This window comes from Streptomyces sp. NPDC030820, assembly GCF_055572075.1.
This window is the reverse complement of record NZ_JBVIEB010000004.1, coordinates 308855-326697: the sequence shown is the minus strand read 5'-3', so window position 1 is coordinate 326697 and position 17843 is coordinate 308855. Positions and strand designations below refer to the sequence as shown.

The following is a 17843-nucleotide window of genomic DNA, read 5'->3' as shown; positions in this document are numbered from 1 at the left end:
GCCGGCGCAGGAAAGGGGAACCGCATGGGCGAGGACACCCGCAGCGAGACGTACGCCGAACTGGCCGCCGTAGGACCGTACGGCGTCCGGCCCGGACACGCCCTGATCACCATGGTCGAGCCGCACCCGGGCCATGAGTACGCCTACAACCGCTGGTACGAGGACGACCACTACTACGCCGGCGCGATGGCCATGCCCTGGATGTACGCGGGGCGCCGCTGGGTCGCGACCCGGGATCTGCAGCTCCTGCGATACCCCGAGAAGTCGGCCGTCGCCCAGCCCGTCACGGCCGGCTGCTACCTCTCCACCTACTGGATCACCGACGGCCGCTACGACGACCACATGAAGTGGACCGTGGCCATCAACAAGCGTCTCAACCGCGACGCCCGCGTCCACCACGACCGCACCCACGTCTTCACGGCCTTCCAGGACCACGAGACGACGGTCTACCGCGACGGCGCGGCGGGCCCGCGCGACTTCCACGCCCTCGACCACCCGTACGCCGGGCTGGTGCTGGAGGTGATCGACGCCGAGTCGCCGCAGCAGCGGGCGGAACTGCTCCAGTGGCTGCGCGATCGTCATCTGCCGAAGCGGCTGTCCGGCTCCCCGGCCGCGATGGTCACCGTCTTCCGGCCCACCCCGCTGCCGGGCGAGCGCATGACCTACGTCAGGCAGGTCGAGGGCGTGGACACCCGGGTGACGCTCCTGTGGTTCCTGGAGGCGGACCCGAGGGAGTGCTGGGAGGGCCGCTTCACCGGGCTGGACACGGATGTCTCCGGCTCGGGGCTGGGGCGGGTGGAGCTGGTGGCGCCGTTCATCCCGACGATTCCCGGCACGGATGCCTACGTCGCCGAGCTGCGCGGCTCTACTTGAGTTCGTCCGGGCAGGGAGTACCGCGCGGCAGCTGGTACGGCGCGGCCAGCCGATACGTGCCGGCCCGCGGAGCGATCAGCATCGTCCACTTGTCCCCGTTCGCGTCCTCCGTCGTCTCCGTCAGACACCCGTTGACGTTCCGGTACTGCTTCGGCGGACCCGAGGAGACCAGCTGCGGCGGCTTCAGGCTCTTCCCGTGCTCGTCGACGACGCTCAGCCAGGGCGAGTAGGGGATCCTGATCAGGATCCGCCCGGCCTTGCTCACCTGAAGCGTCATCTCACCCTGCCCGGCCCGGTCCACCACCGCGCCGGGCTCGGCGAGCGGCGTCGGATCGGTCACCCGGAACAGCTGCCAGTTGGCGTCGCCCCACACCTGCCTCAGATACGGCATCCCGCGCCGCAGCAGCTGCCGCTCCCGCTCGCCGCCGTCGCCGTCCGGGTTGTCCTTCGGCAGGACGACGAAGTGGACGGCCCAGCGCTGCAGCCACTCGTGGTAGTTCGCCGAGTTGAGGGTGTCGTCGTAGAAGAGCGGGTTGCGCTCCATGTCGGCCTGCCGGTTCCAGCCGCGCGCCAGGTTGACGTACGGCGCGAGCGCCGACGCCTCCCGGTGCGAGCGGGCCGGGACCACCTCGACGCGGCCCTTCTCGGCACCGGCCTTCTGCAGCTGGTGCACGAGCGGGGCGAGTTCGCGGGCCCAGGACGCGGCCGGGGTCGTGTGGATGATGTCGTCGACCGACTTGAAGCCGATCCAGCCGGCGAACCCGAGGAGCGCCAGCACGGTCGTGTACCACTTGCGCGACTTCGGCACCGTGAACGGCAGCGCGGCCACCAGGGCCGCACCCGCGAACAGCATCGGCAGCCGGGAGATGTTCGACCCGATCTGCGAGCTGATCAGCCACACCAGGACCACGCCGACGCTGTAGACGGCCGCCGTCAGCCGGACCGTCACCCACTCCCTGGGCGCGAGGAACAGGCACAGCAGGCCGTACAGCAGGGGCAGGATCACCGAGCCGATCGTCATCGGCTGGGTGCCCGAGAACGGGAAGAGGAAATAGGAGGCGGCGACCACCACCGTCGGGGCGAGCCCCAGCGCCCAGGCGCCCGGCCGCCGCTTCTGCAGGAACAGCGCCACCGCGACCAGCCCGACGAACAGTCCCGAGACGGGCGAGGCCATGGTGGAAAGACCGGCCAGCGGGGCGGCCACCGCCGCCTTCGCCCAGCGTCTGTGCCGCCACCGGTACGGCCAGCAGAAGACGGCCGCGACGGCGCCGAGCGCGAACATCGTGCCGAGCCCGAAGGTCACCCGGCCGGAGATCGCGTTGCACAGGAACGCGACGACCCCGGCGAGCGAGGCCCACAGCGGGTTCTTGACCGCGCGGCTGCGGATCAGGACCAGCGTCAGCAGGCCCGCCGACACGGTCCCGGCGATCATCATCGTCGTACGGACGCCGAGGACGGCCATCAGATACGGCGACACCACGCTGTACGACACCGGGTGCATGCCGCCGTACCAGGCGAGGTTGTACGCCGAGTCCGGGTGCCGGCCGACGAACTCCGCCCAGGCGTCCTGCGCCGCGAGATCGCCACCACTGTTCGCGAACGTGAAGAACCAGACGATGTGCAGGACCCCCGCGAGGGCCGTCACGGACAGCACGGGGTGCCTCAGCAGCCGCTGCCGCAGGGGTTCGGCGGCGGCGAGGAGACGCGCGAGCCTGCCCACGGGCGCGTCGAGATGCTCACTGTCGGTACGGCCGTCCGGGTGGTCGGTGCGATCCCCGCGACCGTCCGGATCAGCCTCGGACAGGCGTATTCGCGGGCCGGATCCCGGGTCCGGATCGGCGTCGTCGGCGCGTGTCGGCTCGGCTGTGGCCACCTGAAGGCACTCCCCGTGTCCCGTCTTCTGTTCTCGGCCGTGTTCCACGGTGTTCCCGGCTGATTCCCGTCCAGTTCGCGGCCCTGTCCCGGGACCGGCGACCTGCCCCGATTCGTGACGCTAGCACGCGCGCCTTTTGTGGCGCGGCTCGCCTCCGGGGCGCTTCAGCCGGTGCCGGGAGTGCGACCGTGCTCAACCCCTTCGGGCCTCCGCGCGGTCACACTCCCGGCACCGGCGCGCCCCTTCGGCTCACTCGCGCCGCCGCGGGTCTCCGTCGGCGGGGTGCGTGCTGGTGACGACCGGGGGCGGACTCAGCCCAGACGGGTCAGCTTGGCGCCGAAGCCGGGCTCCGTCAGATCCTTCTGCAGGGCCACCGGCACCTTGACGGCGCCGGCCGAACCGTCACCCACGGTGAGCGAGCCGACCCGGGTGCCGGCCTTCGCGGTGTGCGGCAGCTTGCCGGAGGTGAAGGACAGCTTCACCTTCAGCCCCGACCAGCCGGCCGCCGTGACGTCCTGCGTCGCCACGACCGGCGTACGGCCGCCGAGACCGTCGTCGACGTACCCGACCACAGCGCCCTTCTTCAGGATCGTCACCGACTTCAGGGCGCCCTGCGCGGACCGGATCAGCTTGTCGCCCGCGTCGAGGACCCCGCTGATGATGGTGTTGTCGAAGCCGCCGGCGGGCTGGCGCAGCACGGCACCGATGATGGTCCGCGTCTCGCCGCCGACCTGCTGCTTCGCCGCGAAGACGAGGTTGCCCAGGGCGGCGGGCGTGGTGCCGGTCTTGATGCCGACGACGTTGTTGTGGCCGACCAGGCGGTTGTAGTTGGAGTGGTTGACGCCCTTGTAGTCGTCGTACGACATCATCGCCGCGACCTCGCGGAAGACGGGCTGCTGCATCGCCGCCCGGGCCAGCTTCACCTGGTCCACCGCCGTGCTGACCGTGGAGGCGGTCAGGCCCGAGGGGTCGGTGTACTTGGTGTTGCTCATGCCGAGCCCCGTGGCGGCGGCGTTCATCTTCTCCGTGAACGCCTGCTCCGAACCGGAGTCCCAGCGGGCGAGCAGCCGGGCCACGTTGTTGGCGGAGGGCAGGAGGATGGCCTCCAGGGCCTCGCGCTCGGAGATCCGGTCACCCGCCGTGACACGGACGGTGGACTCCTGGCCCGCGTCCGACTGCTGCTCGGCGGGCTTGTCGATCCTGATCTTCGGGCCGTCCTGGCCGCTCTTGAGCGGGTGGTCGCGCAGGATGAGGTACGCGGTCATCACCTTGGCGACGCTCGCGATCGGTACGGGCTTCTGGTTGCCGGAGTTGCCGAACGTGCCGATGCCCTGGACGTCCAGCGCGGCCTGACCAGTGGCCGGCCACGGGATGTCGGCCTTGCCGCCGTCGAAGGTGTAGGTGTCCTTCGCGGTGAGGTCGAGGGTGGGGTCGGGGAGCGGGCGGAGGGTCTGTACGACCGCGAAGACGAGCGCCAGGAGCAGGACCAGGGGGGTCCAGATCTTGACCCGGCGCACGAGCGTGCGGACCGCGGTCTCCGGGGGCGGGGGCGTGTTCGTCAGCTCCGCCAGGAGGTCCAGCGGGGGCTTCGGGGGGAGGGGCTGCTGGGTGGTGCGCTCGGGGCCGACCTGGGGGACGGGGGTGGTGACGTCCGGCTTGGCGGCCGGCGCGGCTTTCGGCTTGGCGGCCGGCGCCATGTCGTTCTTGAGCGCGACGAACTTGCTGGTGTGCTCGGAGTCGGACTCCGGGGACCTCGGCTTGCCGCCCAGCTTGAGCATGGTCGTCGGCTGATCGACCTGTGGCTTGGGGGTGACGGCCTTGAAGACGGTGGTGGGCTGATCGACGCCGCCGTCCGCCTCGGCTTCGCCTTCGGCGTCCGTGTTCCCACCCGCACCACCCGTGCGGGTCTCGTCGTCGGCCGCGGGTGGCCCCTGCGGGGCGTCCCCGCCGTCGGCGTCCTCGGGCCCGTCCTCGGCCCCAGCCGCCTCGGCTTCGCCTTCGGCCTTTGCCTTCGCATCGCCGTTCACGTCAGCGTCCGCGTCACGGCCGGCGTCAGCCTCAGCGTCGCGGTCGGCCTCGGCCTCGGCCTCGGCCTCGGCGTCCGCGTCCGCGTCGCGGTCAGGGCGGGCCTCCACGTCGGCGTTCGCGGCCCGGTCAGCGTCGGCCTCATCGCCAGGCCCGGCACCGCCGCCCGCGTCAGCCTTCGCGCCCGCGTCGGCGTCCGCGTCGGCCTCAGCGTCAACCTTCGCGTCCGCGTCGGCTTTCGCGTCAGCGTCCGCGTCGCGGTTAGCGTCGGTCTCAGCGCCCGCGCCCGCGTCGCGGTCCGCGTCAACCTTCGCGCCCACGCCAGCGTCCGCGTCTGTGCCCGCGTCGGCCTCTGCCTTCGCTTCGGCCTCCGGGGTCGCCTCGGCCTTCGCTTGCGTGTCTGCCTGCTCGCCGGCTTTCTGGTCGGCGTCGGCGTCCGTGCCCCCATCGGAGGCCGCGTCAGCCTCCGCCTCCGTACCCGAGTTCGCCTCCACGTCCGTGGCCTCAGCCTCGGTCTCGGCCTCCTCGGGCTCCGGCTCATCCGTGGCCGTCGGGCCGGGAGTTGCGGGGGCGGCGTCGCGGACCCATGTCGAGACCGCCTCCCGGAGGGCGGTGTCCTCCTGCGGGGCTTCCGTTGCGCGGGGCTTCGCGTCGCGGACCGACAGGATCTTCGTCGCGGTGTCCACGCCGCGGGGCGAGGAATCCTTTTCCCGGGAGACGGCGAGGCGCGGATCGCGCGCCTCGGGAACCGGACCCGCGCTCCCCGACGTCGCTCCTGCCGACGACTCGCGCTGCTTCGACCTGTCGGGGGACTCGCCCGCCACCGATGCCTCCTCATGCGCCGCACGCCCACGCGCGCGCCCTGTCCGAACCATGTACCAGTGTCCTGTGTGAGGGCTTGGCCCCTGCAGTAGACGAGAACGACATACCTACCGGTTCCCTCACGAACCGGTCACGCACCCTCGACAGACCAATGTGAGAGGGGTCACCCTGTCATTCATCCACGCGGGGAGGCATGGATGGGCAGGAGCCGCAGAACACTTCCGGAGGAGCTTCTGCTGCTGGCACTGGACCCGACCACGGGTACCACTGCACAGCCGCAGTCGCTCGACCTCGGTCTGGCCGGAGCACAGCTAGTGGAGCTGGCGCTGGCCGGACGGATAGCCCCAGACGGGGATCGTATCGCCGTGGTGGTGCCACGGCCGACAGGAGATCCGACTCTGGACTGCGCGTTGGAGTTGCTGCGAAGGCGTGGCGCTCCCGTGCGTGCCGTCCACTGGATCGGCGGGCCCCGGTTGGGGCTCCGCCAGACGTACCTCTCGCATCTGGAGCGGTGCGGCATGGTGCATGCCGTGGCCGGTCAGATGTGCGGGGTGCTGCCGACGACGCGCTATCAGGCGACGGACAACGAGATCAGCCGGGAGATCCGAGCCCGGCTGGATTCCGCGATCCGCACCGGCGTACCGCCGGACCCGCGGACCGCGGCGCTCGCCGCCCTGGCGCACGCCGTCGGACTCGGCAAGCACCTGTATCCGGGGAACGAGGGGCGCTCGTCCCGGTCCCGGCTGCGGGATCTGATCCGGCATGACCCCATGGGCGGCCTTGTCGCACACGCCGTGATGGACGTGCAGAACGGGGCTGCCGCACAGCCGCGCCGGGGCCCGGCCGCCACCGGGCGGCAGGGTGCGGCCGGTGCCAGGTCCGCGGCGGAACCCGCACGCGGGGTTCCGATGCAGCCGCACCGCGGATCCATGGCACGCGCCGTGGCCCACTGAGCCGTAACCCCGGTTCATCCAGACCCGTTCGGGAGCCGCTGGTCGAGCGGGGCGGTGAGGTCCTTCCCCGGGATCTCGCCGTCCCGCTCGACTGCGTCCGGGCACACCGTCGGGTGGCGAGCCGTGGCGAACTGACGCGTACGCGCCGCATATCCACCATTTCCCAGCGGTAGAAAGCACCTTGGTGGCAGTCTGCTCAGCAGCAGATACGGAAAGTGTTAAGCAACAGGCAGGCAGCCGGAGGTGCACGTCCCGTGGCGTCCAATGTCAATCCCACCGTCAGGCGGCGCCGGCTGGGCCAGGAGCTGCGCAGGCTCCGCGAGCTCAAAGGCATGACGGCCGAGGAAGTGGCCGAGCGTCTGCTCGTGTCGCAGTCGAAGATCAGCCGGCTGGAGAACGGCCGGAGAAGCATCAGCCAGCGCGATGTGCGTGACCTGTGCGGGGTGTACGAGGTCGAGGACCAGCGGATCGTCGATTCGTTGATGGAAATGGCCCGGGACTCCCGGCAGCAGGGCTGGTGGCACACCTTCGGGGACATCCCGTACAGCGTGTACATCGGTCTGGAGACCGACGCCGAGTCGCTCCGGGTGTACGAACCCCAGCTGGTCACCGGTCTGTTGCAGACCCGCGCCTACGCGGAGGCCCTGGTGCAGGGCGCGCTGCCGGAGACGTCGACCGCCGAGATCGAGAAGCGTGTGCAGGTGCGCATGCGCCGACAGGAACGTATCACCGCCGAGAACAACCCGCTCCGGCTGTGGGTGGTGCTCGACGAGGCCGCGCTCAAGCGTGTCGTGGGCAGCAGGCTGGTGATGCGCGAGCAGCTGGACCATCTGATCGAGATGTCCCAGCTGCCGCACGTCACGGTGCAGGTGCTGCCGTTCGAGGTGGGCGCGCATCCGGGGCTCAACGGCCAGTACGCGATCCTGGAGTTCGCCGACGCGGCCGACTCCAGCGTGGTCTACCTGGAGGGCGTCACCAGCGACCTGTATCTGGAGAAGGCCCAGGACGTGCAGAAGTACGCCGTGATGTACGAGCATCTGCGGGCACAGTCCCTCAATGTGGAGCAATCCCGGCAATTCATTGCGAAGGTGGCCAAGCAGTACGCCGAATGAGCAACTGTCACGCAGGGGCGCCGGATCTTACACCGAAGGTCCACTCCAGTGGAAGGCCGCCCTGGAATATGCCATCCGGTTGAGTGAACGACTACTCCGGCAGGGGCGGTTGCCCGGTAGCGTCGATCACGCCAATCAGAGGACAAGGTTGGCGTGAACCGCACTACCGCAACTCGCAACAGGAGTGGACATGGCACTGATTCAGGGCGCTTCGGAGACGTGGATGAAGTCTTCCTATTCCGCGGGCAACGGCGCTTGCGTCGAGGTCAAGTCGCCCACCGACGCCGAACTCGCCGTCCGTGACTCCAAGGTCCCCGAGGGCCCGATCCTGGCCTTCCCGGCCGACGCGTGGAACGCCTTCGTGACCTCGGTCAAGGCCTAGGGGGCACTCCCTGACCTTCGTCAGTGAAGACCCCCCGACGAAAACAACTTCACAAGCACCACCAGAAGAGCCCTCTCGACCGGTCGCCGTCCTTGCCGAGAGGGCACCTTCTGTTCGGGGGTACGGTCACGCCGTCCCCGTGGCCCGCGACACCGGGAACGCCACGTCGCACACCGGGTCCTCGGGGCCCGACGCGTCCCAGTCCGCCCAGTAGATCTCGCGGCAGGGACCGGCCGCCTCCAGCCCCTCGGCCGCCATCCACTGCTCCACCGCCTCGAATGCGGCCAGGATCTGCGGATTGGCCACCTGCGCCTTGGTGATCCGGGTGTAGGCCAGCTCGGCCGCCGGCTCCACCCGTACCGCCGTCTTCCAGGCCCGCCCCCGCCCGGCGGCCCACGCCCGGGCCGCCGCCTCGTCGGCGACCGGCACACAGGACTCGACCGGGCCGTCGCTCTCCATCGACACCTCGGAGTGGTAGACCACGAACGGCGCGCCCGTCATGCCTCCGCACTCCCGCGCCGCCGCCTCCAGCCGGCCGAACGACGTGCCGATCCACGTCGGCAGCTCGTCCGCCAGCGTGTGCCGTGACTCGGTGATCACCACCTGCGCCGGCACGTCCACGGTCTCGATCACGAACTTCTCGTACATCTCGCAGCTCCTCCCGGACAGCCGTCCACGGAGGTACTCGGCGAGCGTCCGCTGCCCGGCCACCCGGCTCTCCACGTCCGCCCAGTAGGCGGCGAGCCGGTCGGCGGCCTCGGGGCCCTCGGCGCCGAGCACCTCGGCGATCCGGGCCAGCGGCATGTCCAGCTGCCGCAGCAGGGCCACGAGACGGGCGCGTTCGGCCTGGTCGGCGCGGTAGTAGCGGTAGCCGGTCGTCTCGTCGACATGCGCGGGCGTCAGCAGGCCGAGGCGGTCGTACAGGCGCAGCGCCTTGGCCGACAGCCGGGCCCGCGCGGCGAACGCGCCGATGGTGAGCTGGTCGTCGTCCACCGTGTCATCCTCCGTCACCGGGCGGATCCGCCGCCCGGTGACAGGGACGCTGGGCTCTGCCCCAGGGGCAAGGTCAAGTGCTGCTCAGCCGAGCTGGGCCTCGATGGCGGTCACGACCGCGTCCGACTCCGGCTCGGTCTGCGGCGAGAACCGGGCGACGACCGTGCCGTCCCGGCCGATCAGGAACTTCTCGAAGTTCCAGCGGATGTCGCCGCTGTGCCCCTCGGCGTCGGCGAAGCCCACCAGTCGCTCGTACAGCGGGTGCCGGCCCTCGCCGTTCACCTCGACCTTCTCGGTGAGCGGGAAGGTCACGCCGTATGTCGCCGAGCAGAACTCGGCGATCTCCTCGGCGGTGCCGGGCTCCTGGCCGAGGAACTGGTTGCAGGGCACGCCGAGCACGGTGAAGCCGCGGTCGGCGTACCGCTCCTGGAGCTTCTCCAGGCCCGTGTACTGGGGGGTGAGGCCGCACTTGGAGGCGACGTTGACGATGAGGACCGCCTTGCCGGCGTATTGGGGGAGGTTCGCGGGGCCGCCGGTGAGGGCGTCGATTTCGACATTCAGCACGTTGGTCATGCCTGGATGCTAGGCGCTCCGCGGGTTGAGCCGTCATGGGCCGTCTTTCGGCTGCCGGTCCGTTGTGGTTGCTCGCGCAGTTCCCCGCGCCCCTTCGAGGCGCGCTGTCCTACCGCTTCCACCAGGACATTCCCGGCATCTGTGCGCCGGTACAACACCGACCGGCCCGCCCTTTGCCGCTCCACCAGCCCCGCCTCCCTCAGCACCTTCAGATGGCGCCCCACCGAGCCCAGCCCCTGTCCCGTCACCGCGGTCAGCTGGGTGGTGCTGATGGGGGAGGCGAGGAGCAGCAGGACCTCGGCGCGGGCGGTGCCGAGGAGCGCGCCCAGGGCGGACGGGACGGTCCTGATGCCCGCGTCGGCGAGGGCCCCGGCGCACGGGTAGACCGCCGCGTAGCGCACCCCGTCGTCCCAGGCGACCCAGCCCGCCCGCTGCACGGTCACGGGTACGAAGATCAGCTCGGCCCCGGAGATCTCGCGGGGCGGATACTCGTGCAGGTTGATCTGGAGCAGGTTCTCGCCGAGCCAGCGGGTGCGCCCGGGCCGCAGCTCGTCCAGCACGCTCACCCACCCGCCCCGGCTCACCTGCGCGGTCCGCGCGGCCACGTCCGCCTCCAGCACCCGCCGGCGCCGCTCCCAGGACGGCCGTACGGTCGTCCCCCACACCCACTCCAGGAGGACGGCCGCGCGCTCGGGCAGGTCGTCCCGGTCCAGCTCGGCGGGGAGTGGGCCGGCGAGTGCGGTGCGCAGATGGGCGCGGGCCGCGTCCGGTGCCGTCGCGCGGACCCGGGCGGCCTCGTCCGCGAAGGTCTCCCCGCCGCGGGGAGCCGGGGTGAGGAAGTCGGCGATCCACTCCCGGCCGAGCCCGGCCCGTACCAGCCGTGCCGTCAGCGGGTCCGCCGCCAGCCGGGTGCGGTAGCCGGGCAGATGGGCGCGCAGCCACGCATGCTCACCGGGATGAGCGGCGTCCCCCGAGTGCAGCAGCTTCAGGCAGGCGAAGGTCTCGGCGAGCGGCGAGACGACGAACCGGCTGCGGGCGAGCGTGTCCGCGTTGAGCTGCCACAGGCCCACCCCGGCACCCCCCTCACGGCCGTACGACCTTTCGCGCTGCGGCGAAACAATAACGAGCCGGTCCGTGACCCGCCGAGACTGCCCGGCATGTCCAGCTATCGATCCCTGTTCCGCACCCCGGAGTTCACCCCGCTCTTTCTCGGCTCGGCCGCGCAGACCGTCGGCGGCCTGGCCCTGGGCACGCTCGTGTACCGGGCCACCGGCTCTCCGCTGCTGTCGGCGGTGAGCATGTTCGGCCCGTCGCTCGCCCAGGTGCTGGGCGCCACCGTGCTGCTGTCCGGCGCCGACCGGCTGCCCCCGCGTACGGCGCTGTCCGTGATCGCGCTGGCCTTCGCGGCGGGTACGGCGGTGCAGGCGGCGCCCGGTCTGCCGGTCGGCGCGGTCTTCGGCGTCCTTCTGGCGCTGGGCCTCGTGGCCTCCCTGGGCGGCGGGGTCCGCTGGGGCCTGCTGAACGAGATCCTCGCCAAGGACGGCTATCTGCCGGGGCGTTCGCTGTTCAACATGATGAGCGGGCTGATGCAGATCGCCGGTTTCGCCACCGGCGGCGCCCTGCTCGGCACGCTCTCCCCGCGCGTGTGCCTGCTGCTGTCGGCGGCGCTCTACCTGCTGGCCGCGCTCGCCCTGCGGGTCGGCCTGACGGCTCGCCCGCCCCGGAGCGGGGGCCGCCCCTCCCCGTCGGCGACCTGGCGCAGCAACGCCCTGCTGTGGTCGTCGCGCCCGCGCCGTCTCACCTACCTGGGCCTGTGGCTGCCCAACGGCCTGGTCGTCGGCTGCGAGTCCCTGTACGTGTCGTACGCGCCGCACGCCGCCGGCACCCTGTTCGCCTGCGGGGCGTTCGGCATGTTCGCCGGCGATGTGACGGTGGGCCGGCTGCTGCCACCCGCGGTACGCCGCCGCCTGGCCACGCCCCTGTTGCTGGTGCTGGCGACGCCGTACCTGGTGTTCTGCGCGCACCCGCCGCTGGCGGTGGCGGCGGTGTGCGTGACGGTCGCCTCCGTGGGCTTCGGTGCGAGCCTGGTCCAGCAGGAGCGGCTGATGGACCTGACCCCGGTGGAGCTCGCCGGGCAGGCCCTGGGCCTGCACTCGTCCGGCATGCTGACCATGCAGGGCGTGAGCGCCGCGCTGGCCGGCGCGGTGGCCCAACTCACCTCGCCCGCCGCCGGGATGACGGTGATGGCGGCGGGCTCGGTGGGTGTGACGCTGGCGCTCGCTACGGCTGCTCGGCGCTCTGCGGAGCCGGGGCCGGAGCCTGCTGCTGCCGAGGCACGCTGACGTCGGCGTCGATCTTCTGCACGGCCCGGTCGAAGTAGCGCAGCAGCTCGACGGGGAAGGGCATCACGAGGGTCGAGTTCTTCTCGGCGGCGACCTCGACGACGGTCTGCAGGAGCCGTAGCTGCATGGCCTCCGGCGTGTCGGACATGATCCTGGAGGCGTTGGCGAGCTGCTGTGCGGCCTGGAACTCACCGTCGGCGGTGATGACCCGGGCCCGCCGCTCCCGCTCGGCCTCGGCCTGCCGGGACATGGACCGCTTCAGCGACTCGGGCAGCTGTACGTCCTTGATCTCGACGCGGTCGATGTGAATGCCCCACCCGGCGGCCGGGCTGTCGATCATCAGAGCGAGCCCTTCGTGCAGCCGCTCCCGGTCGCTCAACAGGTCGTCCAGATCGCTCTTGCCGATGATGGACCGCAGGGAGGACTGGGCGACCTGGCCGACGGCGAAGACGTAGTCCTGCACCTCGATGGCCGCGCGCGCCGGGTCGGTGACCCGGAAGTAGACGACCGCGTCGACCTTCACGGACACGTTGTCCTTGGTGATGCCCTCCTGGGTGGGCACGGGCATGGTCACGACCTGCACGTTGACCTTGCGCATACGGTCGGCGAAGGGGATCAGGAAGGTGATGCCCGGCTGCCGGTAGCCCGGCAGGGCCTTGCCCCACCGGAACACGACCCCGCGCTCCACCTGGTTGACCACCCGCATACCGCTCTTCAGCACGAGCAGCGCCAACAGCGCCACCACGACGACCGCCACCACGGTGCCTTCCATGGCACTCCATTCCTCGCAACGGCACGGACACCGGGGAGGACACCGGCGGTGGCCGGATGGATGCGGTCGCCCGCGTCATGAATCCGTCAAGATTGTCACCACTCGTCGTCGCAGACCACCCGGAAGCTGCCCACGACGCCGTCCTCACCGAAACCGAAATTGAGACCGGGCAGGCCCTCGTGCTCGGTACGGGTCACCACGCCACTGGTCTCGCCGTGGGGACCCACGACGGCGACCGGACCGCCGTTGTCACAGTTGAAGCCCCGGAAGATCTCGATGGTCCTCCGGCTGTCGTTGAAGACGCTGAAGCTGCTGCCGCCTCCGCTGGCCGTGGTGATGCAGCCTTCGGCGGAGGCGGAGTACGTACGCTCGTTGAAGTAGATCCTCCCGCCGTCCCCGTGGCCGCGGCCGCGCCCGCCCCCGTCGCGTCCGCCACGGCCTTCGTTCCCGCCACGGCCTTCGTTCCCGCCGCGGCCTTCGTTGCCGCCGCGGCCTTCGTTCCCGTCCCGGCCTTCGCTCTTCTGTCCGCTTGCTTTCGTGTCGTTCGAGGAAGCCGCGGCAGGAGCGGTCTGTCGGACGGGCCTGGCCACCGGGTGGGCAGGATGGGCCGCCGGGTGGGCAGGATGGGCCGCCCGGTGGACAGATGGGGAGGCCGGGGCGGATCCGACGGTCGAGGCGTAGGTGATGCCGGCGGCGGCAAGGACGGTCGCGCCTACTCCGGCGCCGATCAGAGCAACTGTACGCGGGGCCATGTCACTTCTTCCTGTCTCGCGGACGTCGGCCCGGGCGACCGACCTGCGATGAACGTACCGACAGCTCTCATGACCGGCATTCCGGATATGCCTGGAGTGTGACATCGTGAGCCCAGCCGGGTGGAAGCGTGCCGCAGTGTGATTCGGGGGCGCCGCAGACCTCGGCCGCCGGTGTTTGCGTAGTTCTCACAGGCCCAGCGTGATCGCGGCAGCGACACCTCCGAGGCCCAACGCAAAGCCGGCTTCGAGCCAGCCGCCCCTGCCCCAGGGGAAGAACCGGTCGAGGGCCAGGCGGCCCGGCCCGATCGCCGCCACGGCCAGGGCGACGACGGCGATGCAGACGCTGTACTCCACGCCGCCTTTCGCGTCCCACAGGCCGTGGGCGCCCGTGACGGTCGCCATGGCGTTGATCATCACGCCGATCAGGGCGGCGGCCGCGAGGGGCGTGAGGAGCCCCACGGCCAGGCCGAGTCCGCCGAGGAACTCGGAGAGGCCGCCGATCACCGCGAACACCTTCCCCGGGTGGTAGCCCAGGTCGGCGAACTCCTTGCCGGTGGCCGTCAGACCCGGGCCCCCGAACAGGCCGAAGAGCTTCTGGGAGCCGTGTCCGGCCATGAACAGTCCGAAGGTCAGCCGCACCAGCAAAAGCCCCCAGTCGCCGGCGGACCCGCCTCGCTCCGGGGCCCCCTGTGTCGTCGGTCGCGTGGGAGTCGAAGGCCAACCCGTGTTGCGCTTCGTCATGAGAGTGCTCCGGTACGACGCCGGGTGCATGGCGCCCCTACCGATCCTTCCGTAACGGCAGTGACCTCGCACATCGGACGGCCGGCAGCCCGAGGCGCCGTTCGGGACGAAACGGCGCCCCCTGCCGGAGGCCGGCGCCATGGGATGGGTATCGTCCGCCTCGATGCCCTGGCCTGCAGTTCAGCGGGCCGCACGGAGGAGGAGCACCATGGCCGGACCCCGGCGGGGAACCGCGTCGGACGACGGAGCCGTCTCGCAGTCGCCACAGGCCGCTGGGGCGAGCGCCCGCGAATCGGTGCGCCTCGCGCTGGTGATCGGTGCCCTCGGCGTGGTCTTCGGCGACATCGGCACCAGCCCGATCTACACCCTCCAGACCGTGTTCAACCCGAGCGACCCGCACCCCGTCCCGGTCACCACCGAGAACGTGTACGGGGTGGTGTCCCTGGTGTTCTGGTCGGTGGTGATCATCGTCCTGGTCACCTATGTGCTGCTGGCGATGCGTGCCGACAACGACGGCGAGGGCGGCATCATGGCGCTGATCACCTTGCTGCGGCGGTGGGGCTCGCAGCGGGGCGGGCGGGTCGCGGTCGTGCTGGCCGGCCTGGGCATCTTCGGCGCGTCGCTGTTCTTCGGCGACAGCATGATCACCCCGGCGATCTCGGTGCTGTCCGCGGTCGAGGGGCTCAAGGTCGTCCAGCCGTCGCTGGAAAGCGCGGTCGTACCCGTCACCGCGGTGATCATCGTGGCGCTGTTCGTGGTGCAGCGCCGGGGAACGGCGGCGGTGGGCCGGGTGTTCGGGCCGGTCATGATCGCCTGGTTCGCGGCCATCGGCGCGTGCGGCATCGCCGGCATCGCCGACCACCCCGACATCCTCCGGGCGCTGTCACCGACGTACGCCCTGGGCTTTCTGTTCGGTCATTTCGGCACCGCCTTCTTCGCGCTGGCCGCGGTCGTGCTCGCGGTCACCGGCGCCGAGGCGCTGTACGCCGACATGGGGCACTTCGGCCGCCGGTCGATCACCCGCGCCTGGCTGTTCCTCGTCTTCCCCGCCTGCATCCTGAGCTACTTCGGCCAGGGCGCCCTGATCCTCGCCGACCCGCACAACATCAGCAGCCCGTTCTTCCTGCTCGTACCCGACTGGGGACAGTGGCCGATGGTCGTGCTCGCCACGGCGGCCACCGTCATCGCCTCCCAGGCCGTGATCACCGGCGCGTACTCGGTCACCTCCCAGGCCGCCCAGCTCGGCTACCTGCCGAGGCTGCGGATCGCGCACACCTCCGAATCCACCATCGGCCAGATCTACGTCCCCTGGATCAACTGGCTGCTCATGGTCTCGGTCCTCACCCTGGTCTTCGCCTTCCGCAGCTCCACGGCGCTCGCCTTCGCGTTCGGCATGGCGGTCACCGGCACCATCACCATCACCACGCTGCTGTTCTTCTATGTCGCCCGCGCGAAATGGCGCACGCCCAGGTGGCTGATCGTCATCGGCGCGACCGTGCTGCTCTTCGTGGACCTGTTGTTCGTGGCGGCCAACCTGACCAAGCTCGTCCACGGTGCGTGGCTGCCGCTGCTGATCGGCCTGACCGTGTTCACCGTCATGACGACCTGGCAGCGCGGCCGCGAACTCGTCACCGCCGAGCGGGCACGGCTGGAAGGTCCGCTGCCCGAGTTCATCGACGACCTCCGCTCGGGGAAGGTGCCGACGCGCCGGATCCCGGGTACGGCCGTCTTCCTCAACCGGGGCAAGCAGACGGCACCGTTGGCCATGCGGGCCAACGTCGAGCACAACCACGTACGCCACGACCAGGTCGTGATCCTCTCCCTGGCGACCGAACCCGTGCCCCGAGTCCCGGCCGACCAGCGGATCGTCGTCGACGACCTCGGCTACGCCGACGACGGGATCATCCATGTCACCGCACGGTTCGGCTACATGGAGACACCGGACGTGCCCGGCACCCTCGCCATGCTCGACCCGGCCCAGACCGAAGGGCCGCTGCACCTCGACCAGGCGTCCTACTTCCTGTCGAAGATCGAGCTGCGGCGCGGAAAGACACCGACGATGGCGCCCTGGCGCAAGCGCCTGTTCATCGCCACCTCCTACATCACGGCCGACGCCGCCGAGTACTTCGGCCTTCCCCGCGACCGCACCGTCATCATGGGCTCACACATCGAGGTATAGGCAGGCCGGATCGGCTACGGAGCCGCGCAGCCGGCACGCACCATCACCCGGTACGCGCTCCTGGCGGCTGGTGCGGACCTGCCCGTCGAGATCTACTTGTGCTGAGTCCCCGCCGCTTCACCGCCGACCCCGGAAAGGCGCACCTGATGCGTCGTCTCAGCCCCCGAGCCCTGCTGGCCCTGGCCGCCGGCCTGGTCCTCGCCGTCGTCGCCGCCGTGGTCGGCGTGACGCTCACCCGGGGTGGCGGTCAGCCGCCCAAGGTGGCGCTGCCCCTCCGGCTGGTGAAGGAGATCACCCTGCCGGGCGACAGTTCCCGTTTCGACTACGCGAGCCTAGACCCCGGCCGCGGCCTGCTGTTCATCGCCCACCTCGGCGCGAGCCAGGTCATCGAAGTCGACGTGCGCGCGGACCGCGTCGTACGGACCATCGACGGCCTCCCCGGCGTCCACGGCGTCCTGGTCGTTCCCTCGCGGCACACGGTGTACGCCACCGCCACGGACGCCGACCAGGTGGCCGCCATCGACGAGACCACCGGCACCGTTCTGCGCCGCAGTCCCACCGGCGACTACCCCGACGGACTGGCCTACGACCCCGCGCACGGCACCGTGTGGACCACCAACGAGTCGGGCGGCTCGGAGACCGTCGTCGACGCCGGCACCGGAGCATCCCGCGGCACTGTCTCCCTCGGCGGCGAGGCCGGCAACGTCGCCTACGACCCGACCACCCACCAGATGCTCGTCGATGTCCAGACCCGCAACGAGCTCGCCGTACTCGACCCGGCGACCCTCCACATCACCCGCCGTGTCCCGCTGCCCGGCTGCGACCACGACCATGGCCTCATCCTCGCCCCCGCCGACCGGCTGGCCTTCGTCGCCTGCGACGGCAACTCGCGCCTGCTCACCGTCGACCTGACCACCTGGCACGTCACCGGCACCGACCGGGTCGGCCAGGACCCCGACGTCCTCGCCTACGACCCCTCCGCCCGACACCTCTACGTCGCCGCCGAGTCCGGCTGGGTCACCACCGCCGACAACCGCAACCGGCACCTGACCGTCACCGGCCGCGCCCATCTCGCCGACGGCGCCCACGTCGTCGCCGTCGACCCCACCACCCACCGCAGCTACTACCCCGTACCCCAGGGCCCCGGCGGACACCCGTCCCTCCGGGTCTATCGACCGACTCCGTGAAGAGGGTCGGCACTCAACACCGACATCGATCAAGGTGTGCAAGCATCTGCTCCGTCCAGATCGTCTTGCCGTCGGCCGAGTAGCGCGCCCCCATGCCTGGGCCAGCTGCGCGACGACGAACAGGCCGCGCCCGCAGGATGTGTCCGCGCGACGGCACACCGCTCACCAGACCGACCGGTGACTGGGTGAACAGGGCATCCAGCAGTGCCCACCGCCAGACGCTCGGGCGTTCATCTCTTTCGGTCTACCCCGGCATTCCCGACA

The 17843-nt window shown here is 70.9% G+C and carries 15 protein-coding genes; 7 read left to right on the top strand and 8 right to left on the bottom strand.

Features of this window, described 5'->3' with window-relative positions; all coding sequences use genetic code 11:
• Positions 1 to 24 precede the first annotated feature (24 nt).
• Entirely contained in the window at positions 25 to 873 is an 849-nt protein-coding gene (locus tag ACZ418_RS13310) for a hypothetical protein (RefSeq protein ID WP_468361590.1), read from the top strand.
• On the opposite strand, the gene ACZ418_RS13305 is transcribed toward ACZ418_RS13310, so the two are convergent.
• Complete coding sequence (locus tag ACZ418_RS13305) at positions 866 to 2746, bottom strand: MFS transporter (RefSeq protein WP_468361587.1); 1881 nt, start codon at positions 2744 to 2746, stop codon at positions 866 to 868. The genes ACZ418_RS13310 and ACZ418_RS13305 overlap by 8 nt on opposite strands.
• Positions 2747 to 3057: 311 nt before the next feature.
• Positions 3058 to 5595: a D-alanyl-D-alanine carboxypeptidase gene (locus ACZ418_RS13300; RefSeq protein ID WP_468361584.1), complete on the bottom strand. Its 2538-nt coding sequence runs from the start codon at positions 5593 to 5595 to the stop codon at positions 3058 to 3060.
• A 195-nt stretch (positions 5596 to 5790) separates the two neighbouring features.
• Here ACZ418_RS13300 and ACZ418_RS13295 point away from each other — a divergent pair, with 195 nt between their 5' ends.
• From ACZ418_RS13295 to ACZ418_RS13285, 3 genes are all read left to right on the top strand, one after another.
• Positions 5791 to 6546 (top strand): GOLPH3/VPS74 family protein, encoded by a 756-nt coding sequence (locus tag ACZ418_RS13295; RefSeq protein ID WP_450982941.1) that lies wholly within the window; start codon positions 5791 to 5793, stop codon positions 6544 to 6546.
• Between the two features lie 254 nt (positions 6547 to 6800).
• Positions 6801 to 7658 (top strand): helix-turn-helix domain-containing protein, encoded by an 858-nt coding sequence (locus tag ACZ418_RS13290; protein WP_228623226.1) that lies wholly within the window; start codon positions 6801 to 6803, stop codon positions 7656 to 7658.
• A gap of 190 nt (positions 7659 to 7848) precedes the next feature.
• Positions 7849 to 8040 carry a DUF397 domain-containing protein gene (locus ACZ418_RS13285; RefSeq protein WP_453166359.1) on the top strand — a complete coding sequence of 64 codons (192 nt, stop codon included), beginning with the start codon at positions 7849 to 7851 and terminating at the stop codon, positions 8038 to 8040.
• 126 nt (positions 8041 to 8166) lie between these two features.
• Here ACZ418_RS13285 and ACZ418_RS13280 read toward each other — a convergent pair whose 3' ends face one another.
• The 3 genes from ACZ418_RS13280 to ACZ418_RS13270 all read right to left on the bottom strand — a co-directional run bounded on the left by ACZ418_RS13280 (position 8167) and on the right by ACZ418_RS13270 (position 10676).
• Positions 8167 to 9051: a MerR family transcriptional regulator gene (locus ACZ418_RS13280; RefSeq protein WP_468361578.1), complete on the bottom strand. Its 885-nt coding sequence runs from the start codon at positions 9049 to 9051 to the stop codon at positions 8167 to 8169.
• 66 nt (positions 9052 to 9117) lie between these two features.
• Positions 9118 to 9606 (bottom strand): glutathione peroxidase, encoded by a 489-nt coding sequence (locus ACZ418_RS13275; RefSeq protein ID WP_468361575.1) that lies wholly within the window; start codon positions 9604 to 9606, stop codon positions 9118 to 9120.
• Complete coding sequence (locus ACZ418_RS13270; RefSeq protein WP_468361572.1) at positions 9603 to 10676, bottom strand: ArsR/SmtB family transcription factor; 1074 nt, start codon at positions 10674 to 10676, stop codon at positions 9603 to 9605. Before ACZ418_RS13270 ends, ACZ418_RS13275 begins: the two co-directional genes overlap by 4 nt.
• Positions 10677 to 10763: 87 nt before the next feature.
• Between ACZ418_RS13270 and ACZ418_RS13265 the strand changes: the two genes are divergently transcribed.
• Positions 10764 to 11948, top strand: coding sequence for an MFS transporter (locus ACZ418_RS13265; protein WP_468361569.1), 1185 nt, complete (start codon positions 10764 to 10766; stop codon positions 11946 to 11948).
• Here ACZ418_RS13265 and ACZ418_RS13260 read toward each other — a convergent pair.
• The 3 genes from ACZ418_RS13260 to ACZ418_RS13250 all read right to left on the bottom strand — a co-directional run bounded on the left by ACZ418_RS13260 (position 11887) and on the right by ACZ418_RS13250 (position 14213).
• On the bottom strand, positions 11887 to 12720 hold the full coding sequence (locus ACZ418_RS13260; RefSeq protein WP_468361567.1) for a slipin family protein: 834 nt from the start codon (positions 12718 to 12720) through the stop codon (positions 11887 to 11889). The two genes, ACZ418_RS13265 and ACZ418_RS13260, sit on opposite strands and share 62 nt — an antisense overlap.
• A 95-nt stretch (positions 12721 to 12815) precedes the next feature.
• A complete protein-coding gene (locus ACZ418_RS13255) occupies positions 12816 to 13472 on the bottom strand; it encodes a hypothetical protein (protein WP_468361564.1) in 657 nt (218 codons plus the stop codon).
• 186 nt (positions 13473 to 13658) lie between these two features.
• Positions 13659 to 14213 (bottom strand): DoxX family protein, encoded by a 555-nt coding sequence (locus ACZ418_RS13250; protein WP_468361561.1) that lies wholly within the window; start codon positions 14211 to 14213, stop codon positions 13659 to 13661.
• Positions 14214 to 14421: 208 nt separating this feature from the next.
• On the opposite strand from ACZ418_RS13250, the gene ACZ418_RS13245 reads away from it, so the two are divergent.
• Together ACZ418_RS13245 and ACZ418_RS13240 are read left to right on the top strand one after the other, a co-directional pair.
• Positions 14422 to 16392 (top strand): potassium transporter Kup, encoded by a 1971-nt coding sequence (locus tag ACZ418_RS13245; protein WP_468361558.1) that lies wholly within the window; start codon positions 14422 to 14424, stop codon positions 16390 to 16392.
• Between the two features lie 146 nt (positions 16393 to 16538).
• The gene (locus ACZ418_RS13240) at positions 16539 to 17579 is read left to right on the top strand and encodes a YncE family protein (protein WP_468361555.1); all 1041 of its coding nucleotides are present in this window, start codon (positions 16539 to 16541) and stop codon (positions 17577 to 17579) included.
• Positions 17580 to 17843: the final 264 nt, after the last annotated feature.

Bases quoted from the DNA above. Each gene is read 5' to 3' on its own strand.
- ACZ418_RS13250 (WP_468361561.1), bottom strand. From the start codon at position 14,213: ATGACGAAGCGCAACACGGGTTGGCCTTCGACTCCCACGCGACCGACG.
- ACZ418_RS13310 (WP_468361590.1), top strand. From the start codon at position 25: ATGGGCGAGGACACCCGCAGCGAGACGTACGCCGAACTGGCCGCCGTA.
- ACZ418_RS13240 (WP_468361555.1), top strand. From the start codon at position 16,539: ATGCGTCGTCTCAGCCCCCGAGCCCTGCTGGCCCTGGCCGCCGGCCTG.
- ACZ418_RS13245 (WP_468361558.1), top strand. From the start codon at position 14,422: ATGGCCGGACCCCGGCGGGGAACCGCGTCGGACGACGGAGCCGTCTCG.
- ACZ418_RS13285 (WP_453166359.1), top strand. From the start codon at position 7,849: ATGGCACTGATTCAGGGCGCTTCGGAGACGTGGATGAAGTCTTCCTAT.
- ACZ418_RS13260 (WP_468361567.1), bottom strand. From the start codon at position 12,720: ATGGAAGGCACCGTGGTGGCGGTCGTCGTGGTGGCGCTGTTGGCGCTG.
- ACZ418_RS13295 (WP_450982941.1), top strand. From the start codon at position 5,791: ATGGGCAGGAGCCGCAGAACACTTCCGGAGGAGCTTCTGCTGCTGGCA.
- ACZ418_RS13255 (WP_468361564.1), bottom strand. From the start codon at position 13,472: ATGGCCCCGCGTACAGTTGCTCTGATCGGCGCCGGAGTAGGCGCGACC.
- ACZ418_RS13275 (WP_468361575.1), bottom strand. From the start codon at position 9,606: ATGACCAACGTGCTGAATGTCGAAATCGACGCCCTCACCGGCGGCCCC.
- ACZ418_RS13265 (WP_468361569.1), top strand. From the start codon at position 10,764: ATGTCCAGCTATCGATCCCTGTTCCGCACCCCGGAGTTCACCCCGCTC.